Source organism: Actinomadura rugatobispora (genome assembly GCF_042656285.1).
GTDB classification, from domain to species: Bacteria; Actinomycetota; Actinomycetes; order Streptosporangiales; family Streptosporangiaceae; genus Spirillospora; species Spirillospora rugatobispora.
In genome coordinates, this window is sequence record NZ_JBHSON010000066.1 from 11,466 (window position 1) to 30,845 (window position 19,380).

The window sequence follows — 19,380 nt, forward strand, 5'->3', positions numbered from 1 at the left end:
GCTCATCTCCCATCGTCGCTCTCGATGCGGGTGAGAAGGTCGTTCCAGCCGCGGGCCGCGGGGCCCGGTGCCGCTTCGCGGGACGGGCCGGGCTCCGCCTTGCGGGAGGCGGTCGCCGGCGCGCCGTCCGCCTCCGCCAGCCGCCGGTCCAGGAGGTCGGCGAAGGCGTCGATCGTCGGGTGGTTCCACAACGCGGTCGCCGGAATGCGCAGGCCCAGTGCCCGCTCGGCCCGGTTGCGGATCATCAGGGCCATGATCGAGTCCAGGCCCAGCTCGGCGAGCGGGCGCCGGGTCTCCACGTCGCCGGGGCGCATGCCGATGACCCCGGCCACGATGGCGGTGACCGTCGTCTCGACGCGCGAGCGGCGCTCGGCGGGGGCGAGACCGGCCCAGGCCCGGGCGTCCGCCGCGTGGCCGTCACCGCCCTGGTCCGCCGCGTTCGCCAGGGCGACGGCCTGGCCCAGCAGGCCGGGCGCCTGGGCCGACGGCCCGGTCCGGGTGACCGGGACCACGATCGCCTGTGCGGCGCCGACGCGATGCAGGTGGTCCCAGCCGGCGAACGCCTCCTCGGGCCGGAGCGGCCGCAGCCCCGCCGACCGCAGTTCGTCGACGACCAGCCTGGCCGCCTTGGGACGGGCGAAACCGAGCCCTTCCCACACGCCCCAGTCGATGCTCGTCGCGGTGCATCCCCGATTCCGCCGCAGGTGGGCGAGGGCGTCCAGATAGGCGTTGGCGGCCGCGTACGTGCCCTGGCCGGGCACCCCGGCCAGGGCGGCCGCGGACGAGAACAGCACGAAGAAGTCCAGGGTCCCGGGCGGGAAGGCGCGGTGGAGCACGGACGCGCCCACCGCCTTCGCACGCAGCACCGCCTCCAGATCCGCGGCGCCGGTGTCGGCGAGCATCCGGTCGGCGAGCACCCCGGCGGCGTGGACGACCCCGCGGATCGGCGGATGGCCTTCCCGGTCGAGATCGCTCAGCAGCCGGGCGAGGGCCGCGGGGTCGGCCACGTCCAGCGGGGCGACCCGTACCGCGACGCCGCGGCGCTCCAGCCGCCGGACGGCGGCGACCGGCTCCCGCCACCGCTCCCGGCCGCCGGCCTCGTCCCAGGTGCGCCGGGGCGGCAGCCCGGTGCGGCCCGCGAGCACGAGCCTGCGGGCGCCGCGGTCGGCCAGCCATCGCGCCGTGCGGAGGCCGAGGGCGCCCAGCCCGCCGGTGATGAGGTATCCGGCGTCCGGTGCGCAGGCGAGCGGCCCCGAGCCCGCGCCCGGGCCCTGCCCGGCCTCGGCCGGCCGTATCTCCGGGACCAGCGGCTGTTCGCGGGCCACCACGATGCTCTCGTCGGGCGGATCGAGCAGCAGCCGCGCCAGCCGGGCGGCCCGCTCGGCGGCGGTTCCGGGGGACAGGTCGGCCACGGCGCACCGCAGGTGCGGGTATTCGGCCGCCGCGACCTTCGCCAGGCCCCACAGCGTCGCCGCGGCCGGCGCGTTCTCGTCCGCGGCCTCCTGCACCCCCTCCGTGACGAGCCAGAGGGCGGCGCCGCCGGAGCGGTGGCGTTCGGCGAGCGTGTTGATCACTTGGAGGGCGCGGCGGCAGCCGTCGAGCACGGCCGCCGCGATGTCGTCCCCTGAGGGGGCGGGCGGCAGCAGCACGAACGTCCCGGCGGGCGCGTCCCGCAGCGCGGGATCCTCGAGATCCGCGATGTGCCGTACGGCCACGCCGGCGTCCCGCACGCGGCCGCCGAGAAGGCCGGCCAGCTCCGAGGTAGGCCCGAGCAGGGTGACGTCCGCGGGGGCGGCGGCACGCGCGCCGGAGCCCTGGCCGAGCGGCCGCCACCCGACGGCGTGGACCAGCCGCCGGACGTCCAGCGCGGCCTCCGCGCCGTCACTCTGGAGGGGCGCGTAGCGGACCCCGGCCAGGCTCAGGATGCGATGCCCCGCCGGTCCTTCGACGCTGATGTCGACGACCAGTTCGCCCGTTCCCGACTGGCCCGGACGCCGGACCGCGCGTACGACGGCGGGGGACTCCGCGTCGGTGTACGCCGCCGCCCGTTCGATGCTCGCCGGCACGCGGGCGGTCTCGTCCGCGTCCGCCATCGGCGCGATGGTCAGCGCGGCGTCGAGGACGCCCGCCCACGTCACGCCCTCGTCCGCGAACACGATGTCGGCCGTCAGGCTGGTCTTCCCTGTGGACAGGGCCTTGACCTGCCATGGATACGCGGTGCCTTCGACCCCGGCCGAAGCCAGTGCCGACTGGACCGCCGCCAGATCGGTGACGGTCTCGTTCCCGGCCGGCGCGAGGCCGGGCGGCTCACCGGCGGCGTCGGCGGGAGCCGCCTGCGGCACGCCGGCGGTCATGCTGAGCACCCAGGCGCGGTCCTGCCCGGCCGGTCGCACGTGGACCTCCAGCGCCTGGTCCCGGACCGTCACCTGGACGTCCTGGTCCTGGTCCGGCAGGACGGGGTGGATCAACCGGATCGCCGTCGCCTCGGCGTGAGGAGCCGCGCGCAGCGCGGTGTGCACCAGGACGGAGGCCGGCACCAGCGGCACCCCTTCCACCGAGTGCCGCCCGGGGTAGGGGAGCGCGCCGGGGCCGAGACGCGCCTGCCACAGCGTCAGCCCGTCGGCGCCCGGGACGTCCACACGTTCGCCGAGCAGCGTCCCGGCCCCCGGGGCGGCACCACCACCGCCCGCCCGCATCCGGGTCATGTCGATCCAGTGCCTGCCGCGCCGCCAGGCGGTGGTGGGCAGGTCGATGACACGGCCTCCGGGGAACAGCCGGTCCGCGGCGGCCGGCTCGCCGCCGAGCAGTACCGTCGCCGCCTGCGCGCGCATGGTCCGGGCCTCGTCGCCGTCCCGGACCAGCGTGGGCAGGACGACCGGGCGGCGCGGACGGTCCTCCAAGGTCTCGCTGACCGCCTGCAGCAGCAGCGGATGCGGAGACACCTCGACGAAGCAGTCGAAACCGTCGTCCGCGGCGGCCGCGACCGCCGCGCTGAACCGGACCGTACGCCGGAGATTGGCCACCCAATAGGCGGCGTCGAAGCCGGGGACCTCCCGCGGGTCCTCCAGCACCGTGCCGTAGAACGGCACCTCGGGCCGGTGGCCGCGGACCTCGGCGAGCGCGGCCGCCAGCCGCTCCAGGATCGGGTCCATGTGCGCCGAGTGGCTCGCGACCTCGACCGCCACGAGCCTGGCGCGGCCGCCGTCGCGCACCACCCGCTCGACGAGCGCCCGCACCTGCCGCGCACCCCCGGCGATCACCGTCTGGCGGGGCGCGGAGCGCACCGCCACCTCGACCCCCGGGACGAGGGCGATGAGCTCCAGCACCTCGTCCTCGGCGAGGTCGAGCGAGGCCAGCGCGCCGCGCCCGGCCAGCTCGGCCAGCAGGCGCGACCTGCGGACCATCACCGCGAGCCCGTCCTCGCAGGACAGCGCTCCCGCCGCCACCGCGGCCGCGACCTCGCCCATCGAATGCCCGATGACCGCCGCGGGCCGCAGTCCCATCGCCTCCCAGGCGCGGGCGAGGGCCACCTGCATCCCGAACAGCACCGGCTGGATCCGGTCCATCGAGCCCGGATCCGCCCCGGATTCCAGGAGCCCGCGCAGGGAGAAGCCGGCCTCCGCGACGAACAGCGGATCCAGGGCGGCCACCGCCGCCGCGAACGCGCGATCCTCCTTTAGCAGCCGCCGCCCCATTCCCGGCCACTGCGATCCCTGCCCGGAGAAGACCCAGACCGGTCCCTTCAGAGGGCCGCCGTCCGGAGCGCGCACGACGGCGGGACCGTCTCCGCCCTCGGCCAGAAGATCCAGCCCTTCGCGCAGTTCGCCGGTCGTCCGCGCCAGGACCGCCGCGTGGGCCCTGCGATCCCGCCGGGCCAGGGAGTAGCCGATGTCGGCCAGCGAGGGGTGGGCGTCCTCGGCGTCCAGCCGGCGCCGCAGCGCCGCCGCCGTGCCGACGAGACGCTCCGGCCCGCCGCCTCCGATCAGGAAGATGCCCGGCGCGGTCGGCGAGTCCGCACCCGTACCGGCACCCGCGTCCGCGTCCGCCGCCGGTTCGGCGGCCGCCTCCAGGACGACATGGGCGTTGGTGCCGCCGAATCCGAAGGACGACACTCCCGCGACCGGGAGGTCCGCGCCCCGGTAGCGCGGCCACGAGAGCGGAGCCGTGACGACGCGCAACCGCAGTTCGTCGAAGCGGATGTGCGGGTTGGGCGCGTGGAAGTGCAGGCTGGCCGGCAGCCGCCGGCCGGACAGCGCGAGCACCACCTTGATCAGCCCGGCGACGCCGGCCGCGGCCTCCAGATGCCCGAGGTTGGATTTGACCGAGCCGATCAGCAGCGGCCGGCTGGCCAGGCGGCCCTTCCCCAGGACGGCGCCGAGCGCGTTCGCCTCGATGGGGTCGCCGAGCAGCGTCCCGGTGCCGTGCGCCTCCACGTAGTCGACCTCGCGCGGGTCGAGGCCGGCCGCGGCGTAGACCTCCCGCAGCAGGGCCTCCTGCGCCGCCGGACTGGGCGCCATCAGCCCGTTGGTGGCGCCGTCGGAGTTGACCGCGCTTCCCCGGACGACCGCCAGCACGCGGTCGTCGTCGCGCACGGCGTCGCTCAGGCGCTTCAGGACCACCATGCCGCAGCCTTCGCCGCGGCCGTACCCGTCGGCCGCGGCGTCGAAGGTCTTGCACCTGCCGTCGCGCGCCATGACGCCGGCGCGGTCGAAACCGATCGTTATGGCCGGGGAGACGATCAGGTTCACCCCGCCGGCCAGCGCGAGGTCGCTCTCACCGGAGCGCAGGCTCCGCACGGCCAGGTGCACGGCGACCAGCGACGACGAGCAGGCGGTGTCGACCGTCATGCTGGGCCCGCGCAGCCCGAACAGGTAGGAGACCCGGTTCGCCAGGATGCTGGGGGAGGAGCCGGTGCCGGTCCAGGCGTCGATCGTGGCCTGGTCCTGGAGCTGCAGCAGGCCGTAGTCGGAGGTGGACGCGCCGATGAACACGCCCGTCCGGGACCCCGCGAGCGAGCGGGTGGCCATGCCGGCGTGCTCGAGCGCCTCCTGGGTCACCTCCAGCACGAGCCGCTGCTGCGGGTCCATCGCCGCCGCCTCCCGCGGCGCGATCCCGAAGAAGCCCGCGTCGAACTCCGCGATGTCGCAGTCGAGGTAGCCTCCTCGGCCACCGGGCCGGGCCGCGGGCGGCGCGGCGGGGCCGGCGGCCGGCTCCCCCCAGCGCTCGGCCGGGACCTCCCTGGTGCCGGAACGGCCGGACAGCAGCAACGCGCCGAACTCGGCGGGGCTGTGCGCCCGTCCCGGGAACCGGCAGCCCAGCCCGACGACGGCGATCGCCTCGCCGGCACGTGCGGCGTCGTCGCCGGTACGCGCGGCGTCCGCGCCGGTGGCCTCCGGGGTCCGGGGCGGGGCGCCCGCGGCCGGCTCCGCGCAGTATCCGGCCAGCAGGGTGATGGTCGGATGACGGTAGATGATCTGCGGGTCGACGGGCCGGTCCAGGATCTCGCCCAGCTCGCCCGTGAGTTCCACCAGGTCTCGCGATCGCAGCCCGTACGCGTCGAACGTCCGGTCGGGATCGATGGCGCCCGCGGGTTCGTTCACCCGCTCGCCCAGCCAGCGGATCAGCCAGTCGCGTACCTGCCCACCGCGCACCACCGCAGATCTCACCTCGGAAAGACAGCCCGGAATATGCGCCGGGCGATTGACGAAATCTGGATTGGAATTCCTCTGCACACGTTGACACCGGCGCCGGATAAATGTCTATCATGTGCCCTAGGCATTCGGGTTGACCGGAGGAATCCATGGGCATTCTGGACGGTAAGAACATTCTGATTACCGGAGTTCTCACCGACTCTTCGATCGCCTTTCACGCGGCCCGCCTCGCGCAGGCCGAGGGCGGCCGGGTCGTGCTGACCGGGTTCGGCCGGTTGAGCCTGGTGAAGCGCATCGCGCAGCGGCTTCCCGAGCCCTGCCCGGTCATCGAGCTGGACGTGACCGACGACCGCCAGCTGGCGACGCTCAGCGCCCGCGCCGGCGCTCATCTGGATGGTCTCGACGGCGTTCTGCATGCGATCGCCTTCGCTCCGCAGACGGCCATGGGCGGCAATTTCATGAACACCGGCTGGCCCGACGTCGCGACGACGCTGCACGTTTCGACATATTCGCTCAAGGCGCTCGCCGGCGCCGTGCTGCCAATGTTGCGCGAGGGCTCCTCCATCGTCGGACTGGATTTCGACGCGCGGGTGGCCTGGGACGGTTACGACTGGATGGGCGTCGCCAAGGCCGGCCTCGAGTCCTGCACCCGCTACCTGGCCCGCGACCTCGGGCCCCGGGACGTGCGGGTCAACCTGGTCGCCGCCGGGCCGCTGCGCACCACGGCGGCGCGGAACATTCCCGGTTTCGACGAGTCCGACGAGTCCTGGGACCGGCGGGCGCCGCTCGGCTGGGACACCCGCGATCACGGCCCGGTGGCGCGGGCGTGCGTGGCGCTGCTTTCCGGATGGTTCCCGGCGACGACCGGCGAGATCATCCATGTCGACGGAGGAGCGCATGCGATGGGCGCCTAGCGCCGCCGGCCGAGCCGCTCGGGCGGGAACGTGCCGCGCGGATCGCCGTTGTCGAGCATCCCGACGATGCCGCCGCCCACCGACGTGGAGTCGTGCACGGCATAGCCGAGCAGCTCGGCGATCTCGGGGGGCAGGCCGGCGGCCACGTCGGGCGGGGCGACCAGGGTGCCGGTCTCCTGCGGGCGCAGCCAGCCGGCGCAGTAGCTCACCGCGCACCCGCGCCGGTACTGGTCCGGGGTGCCGTTGCGCCCGCCGCCGTGGAAGACGTCGGCGCGGAAGAGCAGCACGTCGCCCTGGTCCATGATCGCCTGCCGGAGCGTCCCCACCTTGGGCCGCCGGCCCGCCGGCCAGCGGTGGCTGCCCAGCGCGATGCGCGTCCCCCCGTTCTCGGCGGTGAAGGGCGTGAGCCCCACCATGGCGGTCACGCTCACCGCGTGCTCCTGGCGCAGCAGCTCCGGCCACCACGCGTCGGAGTCCCGGTGCACGAACTGTGCGGTCTCCTGCGGGCCGATCTGGATCATCTCGGCGGTGCTGAGCAGGATCCGCCGGCACACCGGGGTGAGCATCCGGTGCGCCCAGGCCAGGATCTCCTCGTGCGTGACCAGCTCGCGGACGACGGGGATCCTGGTGACCAGCCGCTGCAGCCGGACCGTGCGGAATCCCAGGAAGGTGTCGTAGACCGGCGTCCCGGTGCGGGGTCGGCGGGAGTCCCGGTCCCGCGCCAGCCAGCGGTCGATCTCGCCGTTGACGCGGGCGCACAGGTCGCGCCCGGCCAGCCCGCCGACGACGGCGGCCCCCCACTCCTTCACCGCCGCGTCAATGGCCTGCCAGTCGTACGGCGGCCCGAAACGCGGCACCTCTTCGGGGACGGGCTGCTCGGGGTCGGCATGGGAGGACACGGCATTCTCCTTCGGGGTCGTCAGTGGCCCATGGAGGCGCCGCCGTCCACCGGGATCACGGCCCCGGTGAGGTAGGCGGCCTCGTCGCTGGCCAGGAAGCGCACCACGGTGGCGATCTCGGCGGGCGTCGCGGCCCGTCCGAGCGGCGTCTGCTCGATGTACGTGGCGAGGACGCGGTCGGGCAGGTCGGCGGTCATGTCGGTCAGGACGTAGCCGGGGGCGACGACGTTGACGGTGATGTCCCGCGCGGCGACCTCGCGCACCAGCGACCTCGCGAACCCGATCAGGCCCGCCTTGGAGGCGGCGTAGTTGGTCTCGCCCGCCGCGCCGAGCAGGCCCAGCGAGGAGGAGATCAGGATGATGCGCCCGCGCCGCCTGCGCAGGATCCCGCGCATGGCGCGGCGCACCACGCGGTAGACGCCGATCAGGTTGGTGTCGATGACCGAGACGAACTCCTCGTCGGTCATCACCGCGAGCAGGTTGTCGCGGGCGATGCCGGCGTTGGCGACGAGCACCTCCACGTCGCCGTGCCGCTCCTCCACGGTCGTGAAGGCCGCGTCGACCTGCGCCCCGTCGGTCACGTCGCAGCGGACCCCCAGGAACCCGGCCGGCGGTTCCCCGGTCCGGTAGGTGACGGCGACCGCGTCACCCTGGCGGGCCAGCTCGCCGGCGATGGCCAGCCCGATGCCGCGGTTGCCGCCGGTGATCAGGCAGGAACGGGACGCCGCGGCCGGTCGCGGGCCCTGCTCGCGCGGTCCCGGCGCCGGCGCGGTCTCCGGCGCGGTCTCCGGCGCGGTCGGGAGCGGGGGAACCGGCCCCGGGCCGGTGGGCGCGGTCATGACCAGTCCGGGGTCGGCAGCCGGCCGGACAGGAACAGGTCGCGGCAGGCGCTCCGCCGCACCTTGCCGCTGCTGGTCCGCGGTATCGCCCCGGGCCGGGTGAGGACGACCGTGCCGGTCGCCAGGCCGTGCTCCGCGGCCACGCACTCCTTGATCGCCATCGCGATCCGCTCGGCGGTCAGCGCCGCGGCCCGCGCCCTGGCCGGACGCACCTCCGCGACGACCACCACGCTCTCACCGTCGCCCGGGTCGACGGAGAAGGCCGCCGTCCTGACGACGGCGCCGGCGGCCGGCGATTCCGCGAGGGTGGCCTCGATGTCGTCCGGGTAGTGGTTCCGGCCGTCCACGATGATCAGGTCCTTGAGGCGGCCGGTGATGAACAGCTCCCCGCCGCTCAGGAAGCCGAGGTCTCCGGTGCGGAGCCAGGGCGCGGACCCGTCCGCCAGGCGCGCGCCGAAGACCTCGGTGTCGCGTTCGGACCGGGTCCAGTATCCGTCGGCGACGTTGGGACCTCGCACCCAGATCTCCCCCACCCGGCCGGGGGGCAGCGGCCGGCGGTCCTCCGGATCGACGATCCGCAGATCGACCTCGGGGAGCGTGGTGCCGCAGCTGGCCAGCGGCCAGGAGCCGGCGGCGGCCGGGTCGGCGGTGCGCGCGTGCCCGCGGCCGAGCGCCGCCCGGTCGAAGTGGTGGACGAGCCCCTTGGCGGCCAGCGGCGTGGAGGTGACCGCCAGGGTCGCCTCGGCGAGGCCGTATCCCGCCGAGTTGGCGCGCTCGGAGTACCCGCGGTCGGCGAAGGCCGCGGTGAACTCCGCCACGCTGGTGGGGCGCACGTGCTCGCTGGCGTTGACGAGGTCGGTCACCGTGCTCAGGTCGAGCCCGATCTTGCGGCCCCCGGTCACCCGGCGCACGCACAGTTCGAGGGCGAAGTCCGGCGCGGCCGTGTACGTCCCCCGGTACCGGGTGATCAGTTCGAGCCAGCGGCGCGGATCCTGGATGAACGCCGAGGCGGTGAAGTGCACGGAGTGGGCGCCCGCGCCGGTCGGCATCAGCAGCCCCAGGACGAGCCCCATGTCGTGGAAGTACGGCAGCCAGGAGATCAGAACGCCGTCCTCGGAGAACGCGCCCTGCGTGCGCATCTGCCAGCACGACGCGACCATGTTCCGGTGCGTGACGCGCACGCCGGCCGGGCGGCTGGTGGAGCCGGAGGTGTACTGCAGGTAGGCGACCTCGTCGAGATCCACGTCGACCGGACGCCACTCCCCGGCGATCCCGGCCGGGATCTCGTCCACGGGGATCACCTGCCGGACGGAGTGGTCCGGGCATTCCTCCAGGAACGCGTCGACCGCCCCTCTGCCCGCCACCGTGCTCAGGACGTGCCGCGGGCCGCAGTCGGCGAGCACCGAGCGAAGGCGGTCGCCGCCGCGTCCCTCCGGAGCGAAGAGCGGCACCGCCAGGACGCCGGCGTAGAGGCACCCGAAGAACGCGACGGCGTAGGAAAGGCCCTGGGGCAGCAGAAGCGCGACCCGGTCACCGGGCGCGGTCAGCGACTGCAGTTCGGCGGCGACCGCCCGCGCCCGCAGATCCAGGTCGCCGAAGGTCAGCGTGACCGGCACCCCCCGGCGGTCGGAGCCGAAGTCGACGAAGGTGAGGGCCGGCGCCGCCGATCTGTGCCGTGCGTGCCGCCGCAGCACGTCCCTCATGGACTCGTTCGTGTGGACGTCGGCGGCCGCCAGCGAAATCGCCATTCCCAACTCCCTCGAATCCGCAGGTCGCTCAAGCCATGCGCACGATCCTTCCAGCGCGATCAGGTATATGCCATCTATCCTTGTCTATATATCCATTGTTATAGAGTCCGGATGCCTCCCCCTGAACAGCCTGAAAAGGGTTGACACGGCGACTTGCCATGGCGAATCTGGACACGGCCGCCACCTCTCCGGAATATGGCACGGAATCACCGTGTCCGGCGCAGAAGGATGACCACGATTCGCAAGGGAATGCCATGGATCCGATGACCGAGGCCCTGCTGGACGACGCCCCGGCGGAAGTGCTGGCACGGACTCCCGTGCCGGACGAGTATTCGGCCCTGCATCTGCGCGCCGAGGACGTCGACATGTTCACCGGCGTCACGGACAAGGACGTGCGCGCGTCGCTGCGCGTCGGCCCGGTGCCCATGCCCGAGCTCGCGCCGGATGAGGTGCTGGTCGCGGTGATGGCCAGCTCGATCAACTACAACACCGTGTGGTCGGCCATTTTCGAGCCGGTGCCCACCTTCGCGTTCCTCGAGCGCTTCGCGCGGACCGGAGGCCATGCGATCCGCCATGACCGGCCCTACCACGTCGTGGGATCGGACGGGGCGGGGATCATCGTGCGGGTCGGGACGGGGGTCAGGCGCTGGCGGGTGGGCGACCGGGTGGTGATCAGCCCGGCCTACGTCGACGACCAGGAGGCCGCCACGCACGGCGACGGCATGCTCGGCGCCGAGCAGCGGGCCTGGGGCTTCGAGACCAACTTCGGCGGGCTGGCGTGCTACAGCGTCGTGCGCGCGAGCCAGCTCATCCCCAAGCCCGCCCATCTGACGTGGGAGGAGTCCGCGTGCGTCTCGCTGTGCGCGGGCACCGCGTACCGGATGCTGGTCAGCCGGCAGGGCGCGGCCATGAAGCAGGGCGACACCGTCCTGATCTGGGGAGCCACCGGCGGGCTCGGCGCGTACGCGGTCCAGATGGTGCGCAACGGGGGAGGGGTCGCCATCGGTGTGGTCGGCTCGGCCCGCAAGGCCGAGCACCTGCGGACGCTGGGCTGCGACGTGATCCTCGACCGCAGCGAGTTCGGCCTCGACGACGGCGGCGAGCCGGGCCCGGACCAGAGCATCCGGCTCGGCAAGAGCCTCGGCAGGGCCATCCGTGCCGAGACCGGCTGCGATCCGGACATCGTCTTCGACTACGTCGGCCAGGCGACGTTCGGTCTGTCGGTCTTCCTGGCCGCACGCGGCGGCACGGTGGTCACCTGCGGGTCCAGCACCGGGTACCAGCACCGGTTCGACAACCGCTACCTGTGGATGAACCTCAAGAGGGTCATCGGCAGCCACGGGGCGAACGCGCGGGAACAGTGGGAATGCCTGAGGCTGTTCGAGCGCGGCCACCTGGTGCCGACACTGTCGCGGGTCTACCCGCTCACCAAGGCCGCGGAGGCCGCCCGCCTCGTCCAGAACAACGGGCATATCGGCAAGGTGGGCGTGCTCTGCATGGCCCCCACGACCGGCCTGGGCGTCACCGATGACCGGCTGCGCGAACGCATCGGTCCCGGCAGGCTGAACCCCCTTCTCGACACTCCCGTGCCGGTCGGCTGACGACCCCGGCCGAAGCCACGTCCGATCCTGTTCACCTCCCGGTCCGGTCGCGCCTATATAGGGCGGATATAGAGGGCCGGCGAATAGTGAAGGTGGAAGCAATCGGTATCCGTGGAGGGGAACCAGCGGATGCATGCCCGCGAACTGCCACGACAGAACTCATCGCACGGTCATCGACAGGCGGGCGCCGGAAGGCCCGGCCCCGCGATCAGAGTGCTCATCGCCGATGGCGAACCGGCCGTCCGGCGAACGCTGAGGCGTTTTCTCATGGTCCCGGAGGACATCGAGGTCGTCGGCGAGGCCGCCGACGGTGGCCAGGCCGTCGAAGCGGCCGCACGACTCGGGCCCGATGTCGTCCTGATGGACCTGCGCATGCCGCGGATGGGCGGGATGACCGCCATACGGCGGATTCTGGCCGCACCGGACACGCCGCACACGGTGATCGCGCTGAGCACGGACACCAATGACGAGCACCTGTTCGACGCCCTGCAGGCGGGTGTGTCCGGCTTCCTGCTGAAGGACGGCGACCCCGCGGTCCTCATCGAGGCGATCAGAAGGACCCACCGCGGGCACGGGTTGCTCGACCCGCTGGTGACGCGGCGCGTCATCGAACGGCTGGCCGTCCTTTCGCCGCTGCCGCCGTCTCCCGAGCTCCGCAGTCTCACCGCACGGGAACGCGATGTGCTCACCCTGCTCGCGCAGGGGCACAGTAACCGCGCGATAGCGGGCCTCTTGAAGATCGGCGAGGGGACGGTCAAAATCCACGTCAACCGGGTGCTCGCCAAACTGAATCTGGACTCGCGGGTGCAGGCGGCCATCTACGCGATCGAGCACGGTGTCATTCTCCCGCGCCGGGGCCCCGGGGCCGGCCGCGACGGTGACGGCCGTCCCGGCCGCGCCGTCACCCGGACCGAGAGCTTTCCCCGCGCGGCCGGGTGGTGACCGTGGCGGGCGCGGCACGCGTCACCCGAGGCGTTCGCCGGTTCGGTTAAGGCTCACCGGGCAGTGCGGTCAGGTTCACGACCGCGCTGTCCGCGTTCGCGCGTTCACGCCTTCCCGTGTTCCCGGGGGACTCCGCCCGTTGGATTTCATCCGCGTCGGCCCCATTACCGCGGAATCCAGCGCGTCGACGTGATTCTCCATATCTCCTCGCGTGCTCTTCCGACTGCGCCCGCGTATAACCCGCGGAACTACCGAGAAGCTGTAAGCGAACGGTAAGCCAGATCACCGACAATGGAGCCGGGCGGTCAAGAACGGACGCCGGACGGGAATGGAGATCTGTGTCCGGCGCACCACGCGGGGCGAGGGTGCCCAGTGAGGACATGGTAATGATCTTGGCTGGCGGAACAGTGGTGGATCGCGTCATCGGCCACGCGGTCCTGACCCCCGAGCGGCAGGCGGCGGTGTTCGTCTCCGGACCGGACGACCCCCGTCCGGCCGAAGCCCTCTCGTACGCGGAACTCGACCGCGCCGCCCGCGCGGTGGCCGCGTACCTGCAAAGCCGGATCGACCCGGGTGACCGCGTCCTGGTCCTGCACCGGCCGGGGATCGAATTCGCCAAGAGCTTCGTCGGCTGCCTGTACGCGGGCGCGGTGCCGATCGCCTGCCCCATGCCGGACGGTTCGGGGCACCACCTGGCGCGGGCGACCGGGATCGCGCTGGACGCCGGTCCTCGTGTGGCGCTCACCGATCCGGCGCACCTTCCGATCGTTCACGCGTGGGCCGACCAGGACGGGCTCGGCCGGATCGGCTGCCTGTCGAGCGACGGCACGGCGGACCTGACCTCAGCGCAGTGGAGGCCGCCCCGGCGCACCGCACGGGACACCGCGTTGCTGCAGTACACGTCCATGGCAGGCGGCGATCACCGAGGCGTGGCGGTCTCGCACTTGAACCTGGCCGACAACGCGGCGACGGCGGCGCGCCTCCTGGGCTGGGCGCCTGGCACCCGGTTGTGCAACTGGTTCCCGCTCCATCACGCCGCCGGCTTGATCGCCTTCCTTGAGGCGCTCTTCCTCGGGGCCACCACGGTGCACCCGGAGTCCACCGGGTTCGCCCGGCGGCCGTACACCTGGCTGGAGGTCATCGACCGTTACGGCGCCGACGTCGCCATCGCGCCCGACGCCGGCTACGAGCTGTGCACCGGCCAGGTGGACGACGAGGAACTGGCCCGGCTCGACCTGTCCCGCTGGCGGCAGGCGGTCGACATCGGACGGCCGGTGCGCGCGAAGACCATCGGTGAGTTTTCCGAACGCTTCGCGGCGGCCGGGTTTCGTCCGGAGGCGTTCGTGGCCGGGTACAGCCTGGCCGAGGCCACCATGCTCGTGACCGGCGGTCCCGCCGGCAGGCGGCCGCGGGTGCTGCCCGTCTGCGTGGAGAGCCTGCAGCGCGGGCGCGTGGTCGAGGTCGGCGGCGAGGCGGGCGGGCTGGAGCTGGTCGCGCACGGGACCGTGGACGAGGACGCCGTCCGGATCGTCGACCCCGCCTCCCGGAGGGCGCAGCCGGCGGGGGTCCTCGGCGAGGTGTGGATTCGCGGCGCCGGCGTGGCCGGGGGCTACTGGAGCTCGGACCCGGGGAGGAGGCCGGTCTTCCAGGCGACCACGGCCAGGGGCGAGCGCGGCTTCTTGCGGACCGGTGATCTCGGCGCCGTCCACGCCGGCGAGCTCTACATCGTCGGGAAGCTGGACGAGCGCCTCGTCATCGGCGGTCGCGTGATCCATCCGGAGGCGATCGAGCAGCAGGTCCGCCGGCTGGGCGGCCCGCCGGCCCGGCGGATCCACAAAGTGTTCACGATCCCGCTGCCGGACGGGGAGATCGCGGTGGTCCTGGAGCTGGACGGCGACGCCGCCGATCCGGAGGACGCGACCCGGTTGACGAGCGCCGTGCGGGCACGGCTGGTGGGCTACCTCGGGCTGCCGGTCGCCGATGTGGTCATCGTGCCCTGCGGCACGCTCTGCGGCCTTTCCGAGGGCGGGCTGAGCCACGAGCTGATGTGCCACCTGTTCGCGGCCGACGCGCTGGGGCCGGTGCTCGAGGAGCCGGGCCGTGCCGATGCCCCCGCCCGGTACCAGGTCTCCACCGGCCGCCTGCTGGACCTGCGCCGGTAGCGCCCTTGGGGGGGCTCGCGCTCTCAGCCGGTCTCCAACGTCAGGTCGGCGGGGCCGAAGAGCCGGTTCAGCGAGGCCCAGCGTTCCTCCGTGGTCTCGTCCCGAACCGCGAGGTCGAGGGCCACGGCGCGGATCAGGGCGTGGAAGGCGTACCGGGCGTGGTTCGGCGACCGGCCCTCGCTCACCACATCGAGCAGCCGCGCGTCGACGAGCTGCTCCGCGAGTTTCCGCGCCCGCGTGATCGTCACGTCCAGCACGAGCGCCACGGTCCAGATTCCGAAGCGGGGCAGGTCCAGCAGCGCCAGGAGCCGGAACGCCCGGCGGGCCGGTTCGGTGAGGAGGTGGTAGCTCTCCTCGATGCGGCCCCGGACCTCCAGGTCGGCGAGGGCCAGTTCGTCCAGGCGGCTCCGGCCGTCGGCGAGCGAGTCGGCGAACGAGCCCAGGGACCAGTGCGGCTTGGCCGCCAGCCGGGCGCCGGCGATGCGCACCGCGAGAGGCAACCGGTCGCAGAAGGCCACGATCCGCCCCGCGGCCTCGGACTCGGCCGCCACCCGCGCCGTACCGACGATCTTCCCCAGCAGCCCCAGTGCCTCGGCATCGGTGAACATGGGCAGATCGACCAGCCTGACCCCGTCGATCGCGGTCAGCCGCGGCCGCGTGGTCACGATGGCGGTGCTTCCGGGCCCGGCCGGCAGCAGCGGCCTGAGCTGCCGCTCGTCGGCGACGTCGTCGAACACCACGAGGAGCCTGCGGCCATGGGCCGTGCTGCGGAAGAGGCGGACGCGGGCGTCGAGCCCGTCGGGCGCCTCGCGGGCGCCGACCCCCAGCCACTGCAGCATCATGCCCAGCACGTCGGCGGGATCCGCCGGGCGTGGCCGAGATCCCCGCAGGTTCACGAAGAACTGCCCTTCGGGATAGTCCCCGAGTGCGCGATACGCGGCCTGCACGGCCGTCGCCGTCTTCCCCACTCCGGCGGTGCCGGTGATGACGACGCGGGGCCTGGGCTCCTCCCGGGTGCCTGAAGCCAGCAGCGTCTCGATGCGGGTGAGCTCCTGCCGCCGCCCGGTGAAGTCGGCGATGTCCGGCGGCAGATGGGCGGGCCGGACCTCGGCGCGGACCTCGGCGCGAAGCTCGGCCCGGGCCTCGGCGACGGCAGGGCGGTGTTCCCCGCGGCGCACCGGAGCCGCCAGGGAATCGTCGGACGCCAGGATCTTCCGATGGAGCGCCTCCAGCTCCGGTCCCGGGTCGATGCCCAGTTCCGTGCCGAGGACCCTGCGGTACTCCTGATAGGCGGTGAGCGCATCCGCGAGGCGACCGCACCGGTACAGCGCGAGCATGAGCCGGCCGCGCAGCCGCTCCCGCAGCGGATGCGCGGCCACCAGTCCGATGAGCTCGGCTATCAACTCGTCGTGCCTGCCGAGGGCCAGGTCGGCCTCGATGCGGTCGTCCAGCGTGGCGAGCCTGGACTCCTCCAGCTGAGGGCGCCAGGCGTCGCCGAGGAACTCGGTGACACCGGACAACGCGGGGCCGCGCCAGACGGCCAGAGCGTCCCGGAGAGCCTCGGCGGCCTCCGCGGCGCGACCGGCCGACCACGCGGCCTGGCCACGGGAGGCGTGCCGTTCGAACTCGGCGAGGTCCACCCGGATGGCGTCGGTCACCATGACGTACCCGGGGGACTGCCTGCGGATCTCGACGGCCGGGCCGAGCTGCCGGCGCAGCCGGGACACATAGGTCTGGATCTGCGCCTCGGAGGTGGCCGGCGGCCGGTCACCCCACAGCATCTCCGTGAGCCTGTCGTCGGAGACGACGTGCCCGCGGGCCAGCACCAGCATCGCCAGGACCGTCCGTACCTTGGCGGCGCTCAGCTTGATCCGCCCGGTGGCGGTCCATGCCTCGACCGGGCCCAGCAACCGGAATTCCATGACCTCCCCTGGCGAGTGCGGCGAAGCAGGTACGTTTTTACGCTCGTGGTCTGATGAGCCACCGGGACGGTGAAAGAGATCCGGCGGAGCCGGGCAATGCTCGAGGGAGCGATCGATTTTCTCGGGGCCGCAGGACGGCCAAGCCCTTTGATTCGTGCGGCCATCCGGGCCGTTCAGCTCGATGACCGGCACTGTCAGTGCGCAATCGGTCACATGTCAGCGGCGCCACGCCTTCGTGAACTCCCCGGAAAGGCCGTCCATCATATGCCCCTTCATTCCCGCGGGCCGCCGTGGTTCGTACAGTACACCGCGCCCGCAATCGATGAAAGCGTCGACGAGGCCGTGAAGGGCGTAGTCGTAGGGTCGTCAATGATTTCGATCTGCTCCCGAGAATGACTCGCAGTGAGGCGGCAATGACTCACGTGGGGGTCGCCGCTCCGCGCGCGGTCACCGGCTCGCTTACCTGGGGCGACGGGTCGAAGCGGAGGTCATCGCCGTACCGGCACCAGATACCGGCCGGCCTCCGAGCTCCCCGCGTGCCCGGCGTCTCGGGACGGTCGCCCTGCGGTCCGAAGGCCGCGCGAGGCGCCGGATCCGATGGCGGCGGACCATGGCCGAACACGCCGAACAAAGGCATGCGTCGATTATCGTCCTGCCGTATCCCGGTCGGCATTCGGATTCTCCGATGGCGGGCTATACTCCAGCTATACAACCGCCGCCATTGCCGGTAGGTGGACGGCGGTGTACTCAATTGAGACTAGAGTCGATGGCCCGACCGGCTTGCAAAGTGATTGGCCGTCGGTTCTCATGATTCCTATGCGCACTGATCGACTGCCGGCGATCATGGATCCTCAGCGGTGGCGGAACAGGGCGACCACGACGCGGGACGCGTTGCTCGCCGTCGCCGCGCTCGCATTGGGTTACCTTCTGTGGCGGGCCGAAGCCTTTTTTCTGGGGCCCGGACCGGTCGACCCGGCGTGGCTCGTCCCGCCCTTGGTCCTGGCCTGCGGGTCGTTGCTCCTGCGCCGGACCAGGCCCCTGCTCGGGCTGGTGCCGGCGGCGATCGCCGCCGCCGGCGACATGGCGGCCGGGCCGTCGCTCCTCCCCGTGCTCATCCTGAGCGACCTGATCTACAACGCGACCCTGTACGGATCCGCGCGCGCGGTGCCTTGGCTGACCGGCGGAGGCTACGCCGCGTCCGGGCTGGCGGCGCTGGCCGTCCTGGTGCGCACGGAGTCCGTCCGGGACGCCCTGCTGACCGCGATCGTCACCTACCCGGTGCTGGTGTGGCCGTCCGCGACCGCGCTGATGGTCCGCAGGCACCGTGAACGCGCCGAGCGGGCGCAGCGCAGGGCCGGGGCGGAACGCCGCAGGTCGGTGATGCGGGAGAGGGCCCGGGTGGCGGGTGACCTCCACGACATCGTCGGCAACCACCTGAGCGCCATCGCGCTGCAGTCCACCGCCGCGATGGCCACCGCCCCGCGCGACAACGAGAAGCATCTGACGGCCCTGGTGGAGATCCGCCGGAGCAGCCTGGAGGGGGTCGACGAGATCCGCCGCATGGTCGCGGCGCTGCGCACCGACGGGCGGGGCCCGGAGCCCGCGTCCGCGTCACTCGACCTGGCACGGTCGCTCATGGAGCGCATGCGGCGCCTGGGGTCACCGGCGCGGCTGCGGACGGTGGGCACGCCCGCCGAGCTGTGCCAGGAGGTCGAGACGGCCGCCTGCCGGATCATCCGGGAATCGCTCACCAACGTGCTCAGGTACGCCTGCGGGGCCGCCGTCGACATCATCATCGCCTACCTGCCGAACCGGCTGGAGATCATAGTGGAGAACGACCTGGCCGCCGCGAACCCGGACCTGGCGCTCGGCGGCTCCGGGTTCGGCCTGGTCAGCATGGGCGAACGGGCCGCGCGGGTCGGCGGGAGGTGCACCGCGCGGCGGCGCGGGGACCGGTGGCGGGTGCACGCCGTGCTGCCGCTGAACGAGGCCGGCCGGGGCCCTTCGGAACTTTCCCTGTCGGGGGATTGGCTGTCATGACCATGCGTGTTCTCGTCGTCGACGACCATCCGGCCGTCCGGGTGGGGCTCACCATGATCATCAATTCGGTCGCGGACGTGGAGGTGGTCGGCGAGGCCGTCAACGGCGAGCAGGCCCTGAAACTGGCGCAGACGCTCCGGCCGGACGTGGTGCTCATGGACATCCGCATGCCCCTGCTGGACGGGATCGCCACCACCCGGCGGATGTGCGCGCTGGGCGTCACCAACATCCTTCTGACCACGGCGTTCGACAGCGAGGAGTACCTGTTCGGGGCACTGCGCGCGGGGGCGGCCGGATTCATCCTGAAGGACACCGACGCCGACTCGCTGATCACGGCGTTGCGATCCGTGGCGAACGGGGACGGCGCGCTGTCGCCGAGCGTGACGCGGCGGCTGATCGCCGACTACGCGACCCGGCTGTCGCCGCCGGAGGCGCGGGAGCATCAGGCGAAGGTGCTGGAACCGCTCACCGCACGGGAACAGGAGGTGCTGGCCTGCATCGGCCGCGGCCTGTCCAACCGCCAGATCGCCACCGCACTGGAGCTCGCCGAGAACACCGCCAAGACGCATGTCAGCCGTGTGCTGGCCAAGCTCGGGCTGAACAGCAGGGTGCAGGCGGCCATCCTGGCGCAGGAGCTCGACCTGACCTGACGTCCACGGGCG

At 72.9% G+C, this 19,380-nt stretch carries 11 protein-coding genes; 6 read left to right on the plus strand and 5 right to left on the minus strand.

Annotated features, from left to right (window positions below):
• Positions 1–2: 2 nt before the first annotated feature.
• Positions 3–5,666 (minus strand): type I polyketide synthase, encoded by a 5,664-nt coding sequence (locus ACFPZN_RS36950; protein WP_378287131.1) that lies wholly within the window; start codon positions 5,664–5,666, stop codon positions 3–5.
• 134 nt (positions 5,667–5,800) lie between these two features.
• Here ACFPZN_RS36950 and fabI point away from each other — a divergent pair, with 134 nt between their 5' ends.
• Entirely contained in the window at positions 5,801–6,565 is a 765-nt protein-coding gene (gene fabI, locus ACFPZN_RS36955; RefSeq protein ID WP_378287132.1) for an enoyl-ACP reductase FabI, read from the plus strand.
• Here fabI and ACFPZN_RS36960 read toward each other — a convergent pair.
• Genes ACFPZN_RS36960 through ACFPZN_RS36970 form a run of 3 tightly spaced genes read right to left on the minus strand, consistent with a single transcriptional unit; the run spans position 6,562 to position 10,051 of the window.
• On the minus strand, positions 6,562–7,464 hold the full coding sequence (locus tag ACFPZN_RS36960; protein ID WP_378287133.1) for a phytanoyl-CoA dioxygenase family protein: 903 nt from the start codon (positions 7,462–7,464) through the stop codon (positions 6,562–6,564). The genes fabI and ACFPZN_RS36960 overlap by 4 nt on opposite strands.
• Before the next feature lie 20 nt (positions 7,465–7,484).
• Positions 7,485–8,303, minus strand: coding sequence for a 3-oxoacyl-ACP reductase FabG (fabG, locus tag ACFPZN_RS36965; protein WP_378287135.1), 819 nt, complete (start codon positions 8,301–8,303; stop codon positions 7,485–7,487).
• The gene (locus ACFPZN_RS36970) at positions 8,300–10,051 is read right to left on the minus strand and encodes a fatty acyl-AMP ligase (protein WP_378287136.1); all 1,752 of its coding nucleotides are present in this window, start codon (positions 10,049–10,051) and stop codon (positions 8,300–8,302) included. The genes fabG and ACFPZN_RS36970 overlap by 4 nt, the downstream gene beginning before the upstream one ends.
• A 254-nt stretch (positions 10,052–10,305) precedes the next feature.
• On the opposite strand from ACFPZN_RS36970, the gene ccrA reads away from it, so the two are divergent.
• The 3 genes from ccrA (at position 10,306) to ACFPZN_RS36985 (ending at position 14,756) form a co-directional block, all read left to right on the plus strand.
• Positions 10,306–11,652, plus strand: a complete 1,347-nt coding sequence (gene ccrA / locus ACFPZN_RS36975) for a crotonyl-CoA carboxylase/reductase (protein ID WP_378287137.1) — start codon at positions 10,306–10,308, stop codon at positions 11,650–11,652.
• Between the two features lie 213 nt (positions 11,653–11,865).
• On the plus strand, positions 11,866–12,594 hold the full coding sequence (locus ACFPZN_RS36980; RefSeq protein ID WP_378287138.1) for a response regulator: 729 nt from the start codon (positions 11,866–11,868) through the stop codon (positions 12,592–12,594).
• A gap of 392 nt (positions 12,595–12,986) precedes the next feature.
• Positions 12,987–14,756, plus strand: a complete 1,770-nt coding sequence (locus ACFPZN_RS36985) for an AMP-binding protein (protein ID WP_378287139.1) — start codon at positions 12,987–12,989, stop codon at positions 14,754–14,756.
• A 23-nt stretch (positions 14,757–14,779) separates the two neighbouring features.
• On the opposite strand, the gene ACFPZN_RS36990 is transcribed toward ACFPZN_RS36985, so the two are convergent.
• Positions 14,780–16,678: an AfsR/SARP family transcriptional regulator gene (locus ACFPZN_RS36990; protein WP_378287140.1), complete on the minus strand. Its 1,899-nt coding sequence runs from the start codon at positions 16,676–16,678 to the stop codon at positions 14,780–14,782.
• Positions 16,679–17,494: 816 nt separating this feature from the next.
• On the opposite strand from ACFPZN_RS36990, the gene ACFPZN_RS36995 reads away from it, so the two are divergent.
• Both ACFPZN_RS36995 and ACFPZN_RS37000 read left to right on the plus strand, forming a co-directional pair.
• Positions 17,495–18,718, plus strand: coding sequence for a sensor histidine kinase (locus ACFPZN_RS36995; RefSeq protein ID WP_378287142.1), 1,224 nt, complete (start codon positions 17,495–17,497; stop codon positions 18,716–18,718).
• Positions 18,715–19,368, plus strand: a complete 654-nt coding sequence (locus ACFPZN_RS37000; RefSeq protein WP_378287143.1) for a response regulator — start codon at positions 18,715–18,717, stop codon at positions 19,366–19,368. The genes ACFPZN_RS36995 and ACFPZN_RS37000 overlap by 4 nt, the downstream gene beginning before the upstream one ends.
• Positions 19,369–19,380: the final 12 nt, after the last annotated feature.

What these genes read in the sequence shown, in the direction of transcription:
- fabI (WP_378287132.1), top strand. Translation starts at nt 5,801, where the DNA reads ATGGGCATTCTGGACGGTAAGAACATTCTGATTACCGGAGTTCTCACC.
- fabG (WP_378287135.1), bottom strand. Translation starts at nt 8,303, where the DNA reads ATGACCGCGCCCACCGGCCCGGGGCCGGTTCCCCCGCTCCCGACCGCG.
- ACFPZN_RS36970 (WP_378287136.1), bottom strand. Translation starts at nt 10,051, where the DNA reads ATGGCGATTTCGCTGGCGGCCGCCGACGTCCACACGAACGAGTCCATG.
- ccrA (WP_378287137.1), top strand. Translation starts at nt 10,306, where the DNA reads ATGGATCCGATGACCGAGGCCCTGCTGGACGACGCCCCGGCGGAAGTG.
- ACFPZN_RS36990 (WP_378287140.1), bottom strand. Translation starts at nt 16,678, where the DNA reads ATGGAATTCCGGTTGCTGGGCCCGGTCGAGGCATGGACCGCCACCGGG.
- ACFPZN_RS36995 (WP_378287142.1), top strand. Translation starts at nt 17,495, where the DNA reads ATGCGCACTGATCGACTGCCGGCGATCATGGATCCTCAGCGGTGGCGG.
- ACFPZN_RS37000 (WP_378287143.1), top strand. Translation starts at nt 18,715, where the DNA reads ATGACCATGCGTGTTCTCGTCGTCGACGACCATCCGGCCGTCCGGGTG.